At 39.1% G+C, this 15,485-nt stretch carries 13 protein-coding genes; all 13 read right to left on the reverse strand.

The genetic code is table 11. The features are described from left to right. The coding region (gene tal / locus H7254_RS08940) for a transaldolase (protein ID WP_301932643.1) at positions 1-1,294 on the reverse strand (1,294 nt) is incomplete at its 3' end. Positions 1,295-1,348: 54 nt separating this feature from the next. Beyond that, on the reverse strand, positions 1,349-3,349 hold the full coding sequence (gene tkt, locus H7254_RS08945; RefSeq protein WP_301932644.1) for a transketolase: 2,001 nt from the start codon (positions 3,347-3,349) through the stop codon (positions 1,349-1,351). Between the two features lie 51 nt (positions 3,350-3,400). After that, positions 3,401-4,633 carry a sodium:proton antiporter gene (locus tag H7254_RS08950; protein WP_301932645.1) on the reverse strand — a complete coding sequence of 411 codons (1,233 nt, stop codon included), beginning with the start codon at positions 4,631-4,633 and terminating at the stop codon, positions 3,401-3,403. 148 nt (positions 4,634-4,781) lie between these two features. Next, complete coding sequence (locus H7254_RS08955; protein WP_301932646.1) at positions 4,782-5,816, reverse strand: class I fructose-bisphosphate aldolase; 1,035 nt, start codon at positions 5,814-5,816, stop codon at positions 4,782-4,784. Positions 5,817-5,995: 179 nt separating this feature from the next. Further along, the gene (locus tag H7254_RS08960) at positions 5,996-6,376 is read right to left on the reverse strand and encodes a hypothetical protein (RefSeq protein WP_301932647.1); all 381 of its coding nucleotides are present in this window, start codon (positions 6,374-6,376) and stop codon (positions 5,996-5,998) included. A 32-nt stretch (positions 6,377-6,408) separates the two neighbouring features. Beyond that, a complete protein-coding gene (locus H7254_RS08965; protein ID WP_301932648.1) occupies positions 6,409-8,808 on the reverse strand; it encodes a phosphoketolase in 2,400 nt (799 codons plus the stop codon). Positions 8,809-8,976: 168 nt separating this feature from the next. Beyond that, positions 8,977-9,507, reverse strand: coding sequence for a hypothetical protein (locus H7254_RS08970; RefSeq protein WP_301932649.1), 531 nt, complete (start codon positions 9,505-9,507; stop codon positions 8,977-8,979). 343 nt (positions 9,508-9,850) lie between these two features. Further along, the gene (locus H7254_RS08975) at positions 9,851-10,618 is read right to left on the reverse strand and encodes a PRC-barrel domain-containing protein (protein ID WP_301932650.1); all 768 of its coding nucleotides are present in this window, start codon (positions 10,616-10,618) and stop codon (positions 9,851-9,853) included. Between the two features lie 212 nt (positions 10,619-10,830). Beyond that, positions 10,831-11,271 carry a hypothetical protein gene (locus H7254_RS08980; protein ID WP_301932651.1) on the reverse strand — a complete coding sequence of 147 codons (441 nt, stop codon included), beginning with the start codon at positions 11,269-11,271 and terminating at the stop codon, positions 10,831-10,833. Between the two features lie 144 nt (positions 11,272-11,415). Continuing rightward, positions 11,416-13,425 carry a copper-translocating P-type ATPase gene (locus tag H7254_RS08985; RefSeq protein ID WP_301932652.1) on the reverse strand — a complete coding sequence of 670 codons (2,010 nt, stop codon included), beginning with the start codon at positions 13,423-13,425 and terminating at the stop codon, positions 11,416-11,418. A gap of 10 nt (positions 13,426-13,435) precedes the next feature. Next, positions 13,436-13,744 (reverse strand): phosphoribosylpyrophosphate synthetase, encoded by a 309-nt coding sequence (locus H7254_RS08990; protein ID WP_301932653.1) that lies wholly within the window; start codon positions 13,742-13,744, stop codon positions 13,436-13,438. Between the two features lie 799 nt (positions 13,745-14,543). Continuing rightward, complete coding sequence (locus tag H7254_RS08995; RefSeq protein ID WP_301932654.1) at positions 14,544-15,089, reverse strand: hypothetical protein; 546 nt, start codon at positions 15,087-15,089, stop codon at positions 14,544-14,546. Position 15,090: 1 nt separating this feature from the next. Beyond that, complete coding sequence (locus H7254_RS09000) at positions 15,091-15,264, reverse strand: hypothetical protein (protein WP_301932655.1); 174 nt, start codon at positions 15,262-15,264, stop codon at positions 15,091-15,093. Between the last annotated feature and the right edge of the window lie 221 nt (positions 15,265-15,485).

Consider the following 15,485-nt stretch of genomic DNA (forward strand, 5'->3'; position numbering starts at 1 on the left):
CCATTCGCTTGCTGATACTTTTTATTTGCTCCGGTTCTTTTTTCCACAGGTGCGGATCCAGGGCAAAAAGAAGTCTTGCTATTTGCTTTTCATCCATTGAAGCACAAGCTTCTTTTACCTCAGTATCCAGTTTGCCACAACTGATTTTTTGCGGTGACGCTTCGTCTCCCAGCATTTTCATTCTTTTGTCAGCCAGGTTACCAATCAGTTTATTATAAGATTCCGTAAATTTTTGTATGCCTTCGTTCTCTAATTGTTGTGTTATAAATGATATATCAATATCCATTTTTTTTAACTCGCCAAACAATTCATTTGCCTGGTCCTGCTCCTGTTCAATGGAGTCTTTTTTTATACAACCATGGTTGGCAAAAGCTGCAATCGTTTCATCGGGTAATGTATTTACTGTTTCTTTACCAATCAGTGATACAACATAGCGCAGATCATTGTACAGCGGATCTTTGTTGCTGGTGCTTGCCCACAACGGACGCTGCACATGGGCACCTTTTTCTTCCAATTTTTTCCAGCTTTCCCCGTTGAATATTTCCTTGAACCGTTGATAACATAAACGTGCTGTTGCAATACCTGCCCTGCCCGATAACAGACAGGTTTGGCTGGCATTTTTACTTTCCCGGGAGGGTATGATATACTGGTCGATTAGCTGGTCGGTTAGTACGTCAATTCTGCTGATAAAAACACTCGCAACGGAAATCACCTGATTAACCGGTTTACCTTCTGCTACCCTGCGTGCAATGGCGCGGATATAAGCCTGCGCCACTTCCACATATCTGTCAACAGAAAAAAGAAGTGTTATGTTGATGTTGATGCCTTCGTAAAGCATTTGTTCAATGGCAGGAATTCCTTCCTTTGTTCCCGGTATTTTTATAAGGCAGTTTTGCTTTCCGACTGCGCTAAATAATCTGCGTGCTATTTTCATTGTACCCTCGGTATCCCTTGCCAGATAAGGCGGTACTTCAAGGCTTACAAAGCCATCTGTACCATCTGATTGGTCATACACCGTATTCAGAATGTCGCAGGCATCCTGTACATCTTTTATAGTAAGGGCATCATAAATTTGCAGAGGATTTTTTCCTTCTTTTACTAATCCGGTAATATGGCCGTCATAATCCTGACCATTTGAAATGGCTTTATTGAAAATACTTGGGTTTGAAGTTATTCCCCTCAGCCCTTGCTCATCTACCCTTTTTTTTAACTCACCAGTGGTAATTTTTCCCCTTGTTAAATTATCCAGCCAATAACTCTGGCCGCATTTTAATAATTCGATTAATGTATTCATCCTGTATAATTTTTTTGTGATTTTATTATATTTTATAACATTTTGTTTGTACTACTATGCCATCAAAGCTTTTGCTTTCTTTACTACATTTTCTACAGTAAAGCCATACTCTTTCATCACTTCTTCACCTGGTGCAGATTCGCCAAACCTGTTAATACCAATAATATCTCCTTCATCAGTTACATATTTAAGCCAGCCCAGTGGCGATCCTGCTTCTACTGCCAGTCGCTTGCGTAATGCCTTTGGAAATATTTTTTCTTTATAAGCTTTATCCTGTTTTTCAAATAGTTCCCAGGATGGCATACTCACCACCCTTGCGGCTATGTTTTGTTCTTTTAATTTTAGTTGAGCAGCCAGCAACAATTGAACTTCCGAACCCGTACCAATCAAAATAATTTCAGGCTTTGTTTCTGATTCCGAAAGTATGTACGCCCCCTTTTCCAATGCAATGGCCTTTGAATATTTTTCCTGGTCAATGACAGGAATTTTCTGGCGGGTTAAAATTAAGGCGACCGGGCCTCCAGTATGTTCAATTGCTACCCGCCAGGCTTGAACGGTTTCATTTGCATCAGCAGGACGGATAACCAACACATTAGGAACAGAGCGTAAACCGATCAATTGTTCTACAGGCTGGTGGGTGGTGCCGTCTTCTCCCAATGCGATACTATCGTGTGTAAAAACATATACGGCACGGATTTTCATAATCGCTGCCAGCCGGATAGGTGGCCGCATATAATCAGAAAATATCAGGAATGTGGCACCATACGGAATGAGGTATTTACTGAGTGCTAATCCATTTAAGATGGCGCCCATAGCGTGTTCCCTGATACCAAAGTGAAAATTACGGCCATCATGATTTTCTGCTGAAAATGATTTATAATTTGCCAGGTTGGTATCAGTTGATGGGGCAAGGTCAGCAGAACCTCCTATTAAATTTGGCAAAAAATCCGCCACTATATTTAATACTTTACCCGATGCTTTGCGTGTTTCCATTTCTTCGCCCGCTTTAAAAACCGGTAACTTTTTTTTCCATCCTTCCGGTAATTTACCGCTGCTCAATAATTCATATTCATTGGCCAGTTTGGGGTATTTTACTTTATAACTTTTATAAAGATTGTGCCAGTTCTTTTCTTTTTCTATTCCTTTATTACCTGCTTCCTGATAATAATTAAATACTTCATCGGGTACTACAAAATGTTTATCAGGATCAAAACCAAAATTTTCCTTTACGAGCCTAACTTCCGCTTCCCCTAAAGCCGAACCATGCGCAGCTGCCGTATCTTCTTTATTGGGACTGCCATAGCCAATATGTGTGCGTATTTTTATTATGGAAGGGCGATGGGTTTCCTTTTGTGCATTTTTTATAGCTGCTGATACAGCAACCAAATCATTGCCATCTGCAAGTACCTGAACATGCCAGCCATACGCGTCAAATCGTTGCGCCAGGTCTTCATCAAATGCAATATTGGTATTTCCTTCAATGGTGATATGGTTATCATCGTATAAATAAATCATGTTGCCTAACTGAAGATGGCCGGCTAAAGATGCTGCTTCGGAACTTATACCTTCCATCATATCGCCGTCGCTGCAAATGGTATAAACGTTATAATTAAAAATGTCAAAGCCAGGTTTATTATACCGCGTTGCCATATATTTTTGAGCAATGGCAAACCCAACACCGTTGGCAAATCCCTGCCCTAGAGGGCCGGTGGTTACTTCAATGCCGGGTAGCAATCCGTATTCAGGGTGCCCTGCCGTTTTACTGTGCAATTGCCTGAATTTTTTAATATCATCCATTGTGATGGGATAACCTGTTAAATACAAAAAACTATATTGTAACATGCAGGCATGACCGCAGGATAAAATAAAGCGATCCCTGTTTGCCCATTCAGGATTATGTGGATTATAGTTCATGCTTTCCGACCATAAAACATGTGCAACCGGTGCAAGTCCCATGGGCGTTCCAGGATGCCCCGAATTTGCTTTTTGCACTGCATCTGCAGCGAGTATCCGAACCGTGTTGATCCCCTGCTGTTCAATTGTTTCTGTTTTCATAAACTAATAATTAATTGATTTTAAAAAATTCAGTATGGTTTATAATCGTATCTACTCAGCTTTGTGGCGCACGGCTATCTCCACAACTTTCTTCAACGTAAGCCCTTGAAAGATGATGGAAAAGATGACTACGAAATAACAGCTTGAAAGAATTAATTCCCTGTAGCGGGATTCAGGTAGCGTTAATGCCATGGCAATGGAAATACCGCCCCGAAGACCAGCCCAGGTAAGTATGGAAAGATTGCTAAGGTTTAATCTGCGTAGCAGTACAACCGCAGGCAAAGCAACACTTATAACCCTTGCTATAAGCAGTACTACAATTGATATAAGGCCTGTAATCCAATGTTCTTTCAGGAAGGGCATCATTACCATTTGCAACCCAATCATAACAAATAAAATAGTGTTTAAAAGATCATTGACCAGTTGCCACACTTTGCTCAAAAACTGATCAGCAATATTTTTTTTATCTATACTGTTGTTCCCAACAATTAATCCTGCAGTAACTGCAGATAATGGAACAGAAACATGAAATTTACCAGCAATCACTGATATCCCTAATACAAGTGCAATCGATATTAAAAAAATGGTTTGGAAATCATCAATCGTCTTAATCAGCTTGTAGCCCAGGTAACCTAAAATCAATCCAATAATTATTCCACCTAATACCTCCTGTACAAATAAATGTATTACTTCTCCAAAAGAAGTACCACTTGATTTATCAGCTATCCCAAGGATAATCACAAAAAGGATCAGGCCAATTCCATCATTAAAAAGCGATTCGCCGGCAATAATTGTGTTAAGCCTCGGGGGAATTTTTGAACTTTTTAAAATAGCTGCAACAGCAATCGGATCGGTAGGGGATACGATGGCACCAAATAAAAGGCAATAAACAATTGGCAGGTGAAAATGCAAAAGCAAGGTTACCAGGTAAAGCAATCCGCCAAATACACCCGTTGAAATAATTACCCCTAACGTACTTAATAAAAATACAGGTAAACGTTGTTCTTTTAATTTTTGGTAATCAAAATGAAAAGCACCGGCAAACATTAAAAACCCCAGCATAATATTTAAAAGTACTTTTGAAAAATCAATACTTTGGGCAAAGGTTTTAACTGAATTTGTTAACCCATTATCGGTTTTGCCTATTATCAGAATAAGGATAGATACCATAATTGAAATAGTGACCAAACCTATTGCTCCCGGCAATTTTAATATGCGTTCGTTCAGGTAAGAAAAAACGGTACACACAATAATAAGGATGGTAATAATGGTTAATAGATCCATGTAAAATAAGGGGGGTATTTATTTTTTTTTGGATGATTGAAAATTATTTCTGGCTGACAAATTTTGCGATTTTGTCCCACATTTTTTATTAAATTAAATATGTAACGGATTTGATTTTATCACTCTTTCCATCTGCATTTAGATCATGCTATATAAAATGCACTGATTTTTCCATTCCTGTATCGTAGTCTCCAAGGCGTGCAGCAGCAACAAGTTTAGCACGGCGATATAATATTTTTTGGGCTTCTTCCACATTGGTTTCCTGGCCTTTCCATAAATCCAATGCAGGTTGCTGAATAGCCCTTGCAAAGGAAAAGCTTACTATCCACGGAAGATGACTTTTGTAATTTTTATTGATCGCATTCAAATGGGCGGCGGCATCTTTAGGCGATTGCCCTCCGGATAAGAACGCAATGGCTGGCACGGTTGCAGGAACGGAAGCAAGAAGGCAATTTACGGTTGCTCTGGCAACTTCATCAATGTTGTTTAGAGTAGCATTTTCTGTTCCGGCAATTACCATGTTTGGTTTTAAGATTATGCCTTCCAGGTTGATCCTGAATTGGTACAGCTGATAAAAAAGTGCTTTTAAGACCTCCTCTGTTACATCATAACATTGTTGTAAGGTATGATTGCCGGCCATCAACACTTCGGGCTCCACTATTGGGACAATGCCTGCCTCCTGACATAAAGCTGCATAGCGTGAAAGAGCGTGTGTATTGGCTTGGATACAAGAGCTGGTGGGAATATGCGTACAAATTTTTATCACAGCACGCCATTTGGCAAACCGTACGCCCATCTGTTTATATTCCGCTAAACGCTCCCGCAGGCCATCGAGGCCTTCCGTAATTTTTTCGTAGGGGAAACAAGCCATTGGTTTAGCCCCCATGTCAACTTTTATTCCGGGGATTATTCCGGCTTTTTCCAATACATCCGCCATCAGTATTCCATCTTTTGTTTGTTGCCGGATTGTTTCGTCATATAAAATGGCGCCACCAATACTTTCATTTAAACCGGGCGTTGTAACAATCAGTTCACGGTATTGACGCCGCATTTCTATTGTTTGCGGAATACCTGCTTCGGCAAAACGCTTGTTACAGGTGCCATTGCTTTCGTCCATTGCAAGCAGCCCCTTGCCATTAGCAAAGAGCTGCACGATGGTATCTTTTAATATTTGTTGATTCATTTGCGGGAGTTTTTAGTAGACTGGTTTACATTTTACAGAACCCTATTTCTTTTTTTGCATACGCTGAATAAAGAAAAAAAAGTAAAAGCGTGCAACGCAACGATACCTTATAGCTGGTATAAAGCACGGTTCAAAAAAATTGAAGGTTCATCATTCTGCTGCTACCATTTTAAGCGGACTCAGCTCTTTGAAAAATAATCTCTCACAAAAGCCTGCTCCTGGTTTTCGGTTAATTTGTCCGTCTGCTCTGTTACAATTTTGATATTTGAAAAACTCAGATCAGCTTTTAAAATATTCAGAAGTTCAGTCTTTGCATCCGTAGGACCAAACAACAGCACTTCATCATAATCCCTGATAGATGCTGCAATGGCTTTGTAGTAAGCAGCCTCTTGCTGCTGGTCTTTTCGTTGCATGAAACTTTCTCCTTTTTGCAGGGTAAATTCCTTTTCTTCATGGGTAGAGGCTGAAGAGATAATCTTCGTAACGATCGGTTCAGTATATTCCATCACGTGAGCATTTGCATGATCCATCCAAATACCTAATTTTTTTTTTGTAGTCATAATTTTTTTGTTGTAAGTCTGTATTAATAAAATTATTTTTTTACATCAAATGCTTTCCATTTCCAGTTAAGAATTTCCGGCATGTCTTTGCCGTGTTCATGTACATAATGTTTATGTTCAATTAGTTTGTCCTGCAATTGTTGCTTCAGGTAGGCACCTTTACTACCTAGATGAGGCAAACGGTCTATCACGTCAATTACCAGGTGAAAACGGTCAATATCGTTCTGCACTCTTAAATCAAATGGCGTGGTTATAGTGCCTTCTTCCTTATACCCTCTTACATGAAGATTGTGATTTGTACGGCGATAAGTGAGGCGGTGTACCAGCCAGGGATAACCGTGGAAGTTAAAGATGATGTGTTTGTCTTTGGTGAATATCGAATCATAATCCAGGTCTTTTAATCCATGCGGATGCTCTGAACTGGATTGCAGTTTCATCAGGTCCACCACATTCACTACCCTTATTTTAAGATCAGGAAGATGCTGCCTCAATATGGAAACTGCTGCCAGTAATTCAAGCGTGGGCGTATCGCCACAGCAAGCCATTACTACATCAGGCTCAAAGCCCTGGTCGTTACTTGCCCATTGCCATATTCCGATACCTTCGGTGCAATGCACTACCGCTTCGTCCATTGTAAGCCATTGTGGAAGTGGATGTTTGCCCGCTACAACTACATTTGCATAATGCCTGCTGCGAAGGCAATGATCAAAAACAGACAACAAACAATTTGCATCCGGTGGCAGATAAACCCTTACAACATCTGCTTTTTTGTTAATTACATGATCCAAAAATCCGGGATCCTGATGGGTAAAGCCATTGTGATCCTGCTGCCATACATGTGATGCGAGCAGATAATTAAGCGAGGCTATTTTTCTTCGCCAGGGCAGTTCCAGTGTTACCTTTAGCCACTTTGCATGTTGGCTGAACATAGAATCAACAATGCGTATAAACGCTTCATAACTATTGAATAAACCATGCCGTCCGGTAAGTAAATACCCCTCCAGCCAACCTTCGCATTGGTGTTCGCTTAGCATCGAATCCAGCACCTGTCCTGTTGGTGCAAGAAACTCATCGTTCTTTTGTTCTCTTGCCTCCCATTGCCTGTTGGTAACTTCGAAAACTGCTCCCAATAAATTGGAGATGGTCTCATCCGGGCCAAATACGCGAAAGTTATGCTGAGATTGATTTAGTCTCGCTACATCTCTCAAAAATTTACCGAGTATCATCGTATCCTGCCCCATTACTGCACCCGGCGATGGCACATGCAAGGCATGCTGGTGAAAGTCCGGCATCTTCAAATCGTGCAGGAGTACTCCTCCATTGGTGTGCGGATTGGCGCCCATCCTACGATTGCCTGCAGGCGCTAATTCTGTCAATTCAGGAATCAGCTTTCCGTTTTCATCAAAGAGTTCTTCGGGTTTATAACTCTTCATCCAGCGTTCCAGTTGCTTAACATGTTCAGGATGGTCCGAATCAACCAACAGCGGTACCTGGTGGGAATGAAAAGTTCCTTCATTGGGTACGCCATCTACTTCTTTTGGACCGGTCCACCCCTTGGGAGATTTTAAAATAATCATTGGCCAGCGGGGTCTGGTATTATCGTTTGCATCTCTTGCCCTACCCTGTATGCGGTGAATTTCTTCAATTGCTTTATCGGTGGCTGCTGCCATCAATTGATGCATGGTTTCAGGATCATCACCTTCCACAAAATAGGGTATCCATCCGCAGCCCCTGTAAAATTGCTCCAACTCTTCATGCTCTATTCTTGCCAGGATAGTTGGATTACTGATCTTGTAACCATTCAAATGTAAAATGGGTAACACGGCTCCATCACTGATGGGATTGAGAAATTTATTGGAATGCCAGGCAGTAGCCAACGGCCCTGTTTCCGCTTCGCCATCGCCAACAATGCAGGCCACAATTAAGCCTGGATTATCGAAGGCTGCACCAAAAGCATGACTGAGCGAATAACCCAATTCGCCTCCTTCATGAATAGAGCCAGGAGTTGTTGGCGCAACATGGCTAGATATACCGCCGGGAAAAGAGAATTGCTTAAATAACTTTTTTAACCCGCTTTCATCCTGCGTGATATTTGGATACACTTCGCTCCAGGTTCCTTCCAGATAAACGTTCCCCACCAATGCAGGCCCACCGTGCCCCGGACCTGCGATATAAAACATATCGAGGTCATATTTTTTTATGATTCGGTTGAGATGTACATAAATAAAATTTTGTCCCGGCGTAGTGCCCCAGTGCCCCACCACCAAAGGTTTTACATGCTCCAGTTTTAATGGCTCTTTCAATAGCGGGTTATCATACAAATAAATTTGCCCCACTGATATATAATTGGCTGCACGCCAATAAGCATTCATCTGTCTGAGCAATTCAGGCGATAAAGTTCCAACTGCTTTATTAGTAATTTCTGTTTCCATAATATTTACATTTTTTTGTCTAAAAATTTATCAAAATACTTATCCGTTTTTCTCTTTGTTAAAATACTGCAAACATGCCCATAACTCTATAATTGGTCTATCATGCAAAAGTTAATGTTCCATTGTTTATTTCAAAAAACCAGCATGTTTACCTGTGTTACAGCATATCTATTCACTGAACGTTGGCAATGGAACTGCATATTTTATAAACAAGGTTCCCAGCCTGTTATTAAAGCCCATAATTGGGCTTGTCATAACTAAAATGCTATCGCCGGCGTTATTTATATTTGTATCATTACTGGTCAATGCTTCCTCCTTTCCAATAGTTGAAAAGGATTGCCCCTCCTGTTTTTTGTTGGTTGACGAAACAATAATTCCTTTGTCGTTAGCAATAGCAATAACCTGGAAATTTTTTTCTTTAATCATGTCGCTGCCAAAAAGATTTACCTCGTTAATATTACCCTGCATCATCTCCGTTCTTACAGCCCATACATAAGCTTTTGCCAACGCTTTTAACTGTTGTTCGTTCGATTGCACAATTTTTATAATCGCTTGTGCTTTCAAAGCTTGCCGGTCCTTCTCTACAGCTTTCTTTACGTTTCCTATTTCAACAATCTTCCATATCCAGATAACAGAAAGCAAGACTAAAGCGACTATGATGGTTATGAGTAAGTTTTTATTTGTTTTTACAAAATTCATGGCCTTGGTTTTTAAACAAAAAATTTAATTTTTTAATCTGGTATTACCCCAAACAAATTTGCAAAGTGTACCTATAGCTTGCTGATCACCATTTCTCTTTAACCCTGTTAATAATTGATACCTCTCTGGTTGCACTGATAAGTTCTAAACCGTAACAGCTGCTATTTAATCGAAAACTTTACACGGAATTACCTTTTTCTGCGATCATAAACTCTGGCCCGATTTTATAATTCAATTTTTTTTGGGAGATACTGCATCCGCGTTCAACAAATACTTTATCAAATTCTGCTAATCAAAAATTCAGGTAATTGCCAACGGTTAAAAACCCTGCAACACACGCCCATTATACTTTGGTTTCATAATGTTTATTAAGTTCCGTTTCATACGTTTCACTTATAGGCTTTCCATGATCATACTCAGGACTGTTTTTTATTTCCTCCACTGAAGCATTCACTAAGATGGAGGAATCTATCCAGTCTATTTCTTTTATTAAACCTGGGGAAAGAAGTACTTTTTTTCCTGAGAACCATTTTCCGGTATCAACTACTAAAAATTTAATTTTCCAGTCCTCGTCATCTATTATAAAATCACCGATATCACCCACTTCCCCATCAAGCGCTTTAATTTTATAACCTGTTACTTTTTCGGTGCTTCGCAGATGGGGATCACCCTTTTCTGCTGTTTCAGCCGACACCGTACTATTATGTATTGCTTCTTCAAAGGGACCCCGGCTTGTCATCATCATACCTGAAGTACCCATTCCACCAGGCCACATGCCGTTATTCCAGCCCCAATAATTTGTCCACGGGTAATATTGATATAATTTTATTTCCTCTTGCCGCGAAACCGGTTTTTCAGTATCAATATCCGGGCTATTCGCTATTTTTTCTTTTGTAAGATTAACGGGTAATACCTCGGCGTCCCAATCCTTTGAAAGTAATGCTTCGGGTGATATAAGCACTTTGCGTCCTGAAAGCCAATGACCTGTATCTGCAATCATGTAGCGAATGGTCCAGGTTTCATCGTCAAAATAAAATTCTTTGATTTCTCCGATTTCTCCATTTAAGGCACCAAGTGTGTAACCAACTAAACTTTCTACACTCCTTTTCATAACTTTAAGTTTTATGTTAATGAATATTTTTTAATTTCTCCCTACTTTCAGCAACTACCTTATAATTCTTTATAGTTGCGCACTTACTTTTTATGACGACCCCTTTGTTATTAAGTTCCCTTATCATGCTATAACTGTCATAAAACAACAGATAAAGGGTAACCAAATACCAGGAAACACATGCAGGTATAACCAGGGTAAATGAGCTACTTTTAAAAATTACCTGTAGATAACACTACTTCCATACCAGGATATTGAATGGCGGCATCATCTTCAGCGGTTATAAATATTCTGATGGGTTTAAATGAGCTTACGGTTTCGAAAGAAGCTTTGAGTTTGCTGGATAAGAATCCTGTTGAACTATTGATCTGACCGATATTCTTAATCCTGTTTTTGTCTGTATCCATCCAGACTACATAGGTACTCTTTGCAGGTTGCAACCTTTTAGGCTCTGCAAGGTCGTTGACAGAAATACTTATCCGATAGTTATCGTTTTTATCCTTTTTTATTTTAACAGTGCCTTGGGCAGCCGGAACAACGGTGGACTTTTGGAAGGAAATTTTATGCGAACAGGAGCTGAAAATAAATAACATCATTGCTGCACCAATAGTGAAACCGATATTTCTTGTTGTTGACATTTTTAGAAATTTCATAATTTTTGTTTTTTTATTTATAGAATGTAGTTAAGTGTTTTAAATTGTTGATGTTTAGCTCATTGTTTTTCTAAATCATTCGTCCCGTGATTCTACCAATATGACCAGATTGTATTTTCTTTTATTTATTCATATTTATAGATTTTATTTTACTTTCAACATACTTGCATTAATTGCAACAACGATTGTGCTAATCGCCATCAAAGCAGCACCGGCCGCAGGGCTTAGCAATATTCCCCAATTATATAAAACGCCGGCAGCCAGTGGTAATGCTATCACATTATACCCTGTAGCCCATATTAAGTTTTGAATCATTTTGCTATGCGTGGCTTTGCCAAATAAAATCAAACTCACAATGTCTTTCGGATTACTGTTTACTAAAACGATGCCTGCAGTTTCTGCTGCTATATCGCTGCCACTGCCAACTGCAATGCCAACATCAGCCTGGGCAAGTGCTGGCGCATCGTTTACACCATCCCCTGTCATGGCTACAAATTCACCTTTACTTTGCAACTCTTTTATCTTTTCTAATTTTTGATCGGGCAGTACTTCTGCAATAAAACTCTCCATACCTAATGTTTCACTTACACTCTTTGCTACTTTACTATTATCGCCGGTTAATAATATTGATTTGATATTTTCTTTTTTTAATGTGGCAATTGCATCTGCAGATTCGGGACGTATTTTGTCTGACAAAGCAATGTATCCTGAAAGGGCATCGTTAACGATAACAAACACAACAGTTTCCGTATCATTGGCTTTAAAGCCATCCGGGATAGCGATATTTTTTTCCTTTAAATATCCCGGACTAACAACCAGTATTTTTTTTCCTTCAACGCTTGCTTCAACGCCTTTGCCGGTAATGGCAGTAAAATTTTCGGCTGCAGGAACAGTAAGTGATAAACTGTTGGCTTTTTGTAAAATACCAGTTGCAATTGGATGTTCTGATTTTTGCTCCAACGCAGCTGCAAGCCTTATCAATTCATTTTCGCTTACCTCTTTTTGCAGCGATTCTATTTTCGATACTTCAAATTTTCCAACAGTAAGGGTTCCGGTTTTGTCAAATACGATGGTGGTAATTTTTCTTGAATTTTCAAATGCTGTTCTGTTCTTAATAAGCAATCCATTTTTTGCCGCCAGCGAAGTTGATCTTGCAACCACCAATGGTACCGCCAATCCCAGCGCATGCGGACAGCAGATAACAATTACCGTCACCATTCGTGCCATGGCAAAGTCCAAAGGATGGCCAGTTAAATACCAATATAAAAATGTGGTAATCCCTGCAACCATCGCAATTGCTGTTAGCCACTTTGCTGCTTTGTCTGCCAGCAATTGTGTTTTTGATTTGGCTTTTTGTGCATCATCCACCAGTTTTATTACCTGCGAGAGATAAGAATCTTTTGCTGCATGAGATACAGTTACTTTAATAGATCCGTTGCCATTAATAGAACCGGCAATTACTTTATCGCCATTTATCTTTTTCACCGGTTTCGACTCTCCGGTGAGCATCGATTCATTCAGGTAACTTTCTCCTTCTGATATAATTCCATCTGCTGCTACTTTTTCGCCAGGTTTAATAAGAATAATATCTTTCTCCTTTAATGTATCTGTTTTTACCTCCTGTACTTTATCTCCCATCACCATGTGTGCATCGGATGGCATCAATTGCACTAATAATTCCAGCTCTTTAGATGCTCCGGCGATAGATTTCATTTCTATCCAGTGCCCCAGTAACATGATAAGAATAAGGGTTGCCAGCTCCCAGTAAAAATCCATACCCTTCAATCCAAATACAGTTGCAGTACTATAGATATACGCCACAGAAATTGCAAATCCTATCAGCGTCATCATACCAGGGTTCTTATCTTTTAGTTCTGTAACTAACCCTTTTAAAAAGGGCCATCCGCCGTATATAAATATTACAGTTGATAAAGCAAATAAGATATACAACGAACCCGTAAATTGCCAGTTAACTCCAACAAAATGTTGTATCATTGGTGACAGCAACAAGACTGGTAGCGTTAATATTAAAACCACATAAAATCTTTTTCTAAAATCAGCAATCATCATAGCATGATGGTTATGCCCTGAATGCCCCATTGGCGGATTAGCGTTATGTTGGATACTGGTATCGTTCATTGAAGCATGGTCCATCCTATTAATTTTAAGTGTGTGTTTTCAATTTTTCAATTAATGTACTGGTTGTTTCTTCTGACGAAATTCCATATCCATTTACCAGCAATCCTTTTGTGCCAAACTTTGGTGAGGAAATGGCATATAATATGGACTGGTCGTCAGGATTTGTTGCTCCCTCAAAACGATAAACCTTATCAATTTTAAAATCATCGGGTGATAATATCATGTCTGCCTGATGATGTACCCCCTGCTCTTCACGAATATTAAAGTCAATTGTATACCCTTCTTTTTTCAAAGCATTAATCGTTTCTGATAATGTGCCATAACTTTCTTTCATACCTGATGTAACTCACTGTTTAAAATATTATAGATTCTTAAAACCGAATTTGATAATAAAAAGGGAAAATATTATGTAATCATGAAATTTAGTTACATGATTCACACTATCCAAAGAGCGATTTAAATATGAATTTTTAATAGTGAATAAGCTAAAATAATGCCGGGATGGGATTACCTTGAATCATTGAATTTTAAAGCGGAGATGGGAATATCGGGGGAATACTTAACCCACATTTTATTTTAAATACAGGAGAAATTGATTGTACGCATTCTGAATATTTTCATTTAAATTATGTTCTTTACAACAATCCTTATTTCTTAGAAATATCGCTTTGAAGACTTTGCAAAAAACTGCCTTATTGACTTTAGTATGAAGTTCATCTGCTACTTTCAGCAGTCAGTTTACGGCTGTAAATGATCTTAAATAATCGTTAGAAAAAGTAGGCTATTTTTCACAGGATAAATTTGTGATAATAAGCAGAACCATCACAACAAAAATCTTGCCCTGTTGGCTTGAGTATTTATTGACTTGGTTTTTGCGCCTTAAAACCGGCTTTGTTTATTAATTACCGGATCATTTCATCAGAAAGTTGATCGCTTTCTACCGTTAAGACTTTTTACGGATTTGCGGTATCTACATTGCAGCTTTTAATATCGTATTGGCATTTAAATGCGGTGTAATAGATGCTATACATCATCCACAGTTGATGTTTGTTTGAATTGGTATATCATATTCTATTTTTTACAAAGTTCGCACCAACCGGTTGGAGAATGGTTACACTATTAAGAAAAAATTATCATATTCTTATGTCATTTACAATACTACCCACCATGTCCGAAGCAACGTGGTATATAATTGCCGGTAATATCATAAACTGTAATAAAGGAGACAGCCCTACATCAATTACGGGTACAAGCGGCATGCAAGAAGTGTAAGCCCAATTTCCTAGATAGAGATTTTTCTTTTCAGCCAGAACCGCACCAAGGCCACCCACAATTACTAAAAGCACAACCCGTAAAAAAACTGGCCGACGAAACCACAAGGAATCTTTATACATCAAACCAAAACCAAAATACAGGAGCAATATCATAATGCAATCGACTATAGATGCCCCTGCGCAAAAAAGAGTAGTCTTCCAATTTAAAGACATGTTTTTAAAAAGCGGCATCTGAACCATTTCCCACAAAAAGTTCAGCACAAATGCAAGCGCCAGAATAAAGCGGGTGACCCTTTTAAGCGCCACTGGATTATTGGTTTTTTTAAGCAATAAAAAATAAAAAAGTACGACAGTTGCCAATGCAATCGCCGGAACAATAAAGGCATTATTAGAACCATTTATCATTTTAGTTTTTTTTGCTTTCCATGGTAATTCCTACCAAAATAAAAATATCCATTTCACTGGCCAGGTTACCTTTATCCAGGGTAGTTTTTGTTTGGTTTTTTGTATCCACTTTCGAATGATAGATTTCTTTACTTGTATTTACATGAGTCGTCGCTTTCGCAATGTTACTACCCACACAAAATGTTTCGTCATTTTTGAATGAATGCGAAACAGTCGGATAGCCGGTGTGCTTTTTGCACTAGCTGAAAAGGTGTTGGGTGCTGCTTTAGCCAAGGTTAAATCCAACCGGTGTTAACGACTGTTCATTGTATATCTGCAATTCGTTTACTTTTTCTTTTATTTGGATATTAAAAAATTGTTCTAACGGGATGCCTTTAAGTTCGAAGAACAGCTTGC

The sequence above is a fragment of the Ferruginibacter sp. genome (assembly GCF_014377975.1).
Classification (GTDB): domain Bacteria; phylum Bacteroidota; class Bacteroidia; order Chitinophagales; family Chitinophagaceae; genus Ferruginibacter.

Coding starts and splice junctions, on each gene's coding strand:
- H7254_RS08955 (WP_301932646.1), bottom strand. CDS start 5,816: ATGAATCAACAAATATTAAAAGATACCATCGTGCAGCTCTTTGCTAAT.
- H7254_RS08970 (WP_301932649.1), bottom strand. CDS start 9,507: ATGAATTTTGTAAAAACAAATAAAAACTTACTCATAACCATCATAGTC.
- tkt (WP_301932644.1), bottom strand. CDS start 3,349: ATGAAAACAGAAACAATTGAACAGCAGGGGATCAACACGGTTCGGATA.
- H7254_RS08975 (WP_301932650.1), bottom strand. CDS start 10,618: ATGAAAAGGAGTGTAGAAAGTTTAGTTGGTTACACACTTGGTGCCTTA.
- H7254_RS08995 (WP_301932654.1), bottom strand. CDS start 15,089: ATGATAAATGGTTCTAATAATGCCTTTATTGTTCCGGCGATTGCATTG.
- H7254_RS08965 (WP_301932648.1), bottom strand. CDS start 8,808: ATGGAAACAGAAATTACTAATAAAGCAGTTGGAACTTTATCGCCTGAA.
- H7254_RS08980 (WP_301932651.1), bottom strand. CDS start 11,271: ATGAAATTTCTAAAAATGTCAACAACAAGAAATATCGGTTTCACTATT.
- H7254_RS08990 (WP_301932653.1), bottom strand. CDS start 13,744: ATGAAAGAAAGTTATGGCACATTATCAGAAACGATTAATGCTTTGAAA.
- H7254_RS08950 (WP_301932645.1), bottom strand. CDS start 4,633: ATGGATCTATTAACCATTATTACCATCCTTATTATTGTGTGTACCGTT.
- H7254_RS08960 (WP_301932647.1), bottom strand. CDS start 6,376: ATGACTACAAAAAAAAAATTAGGTATTTGGATGGATCATGCAAATGCT.
- H7254_RS08985 (WP_301932652.1), bottom strand. CDS start 13,425: ATGGACCATGCTTCAATGAACGATACCAGTATCCAACATAACGCTAAT.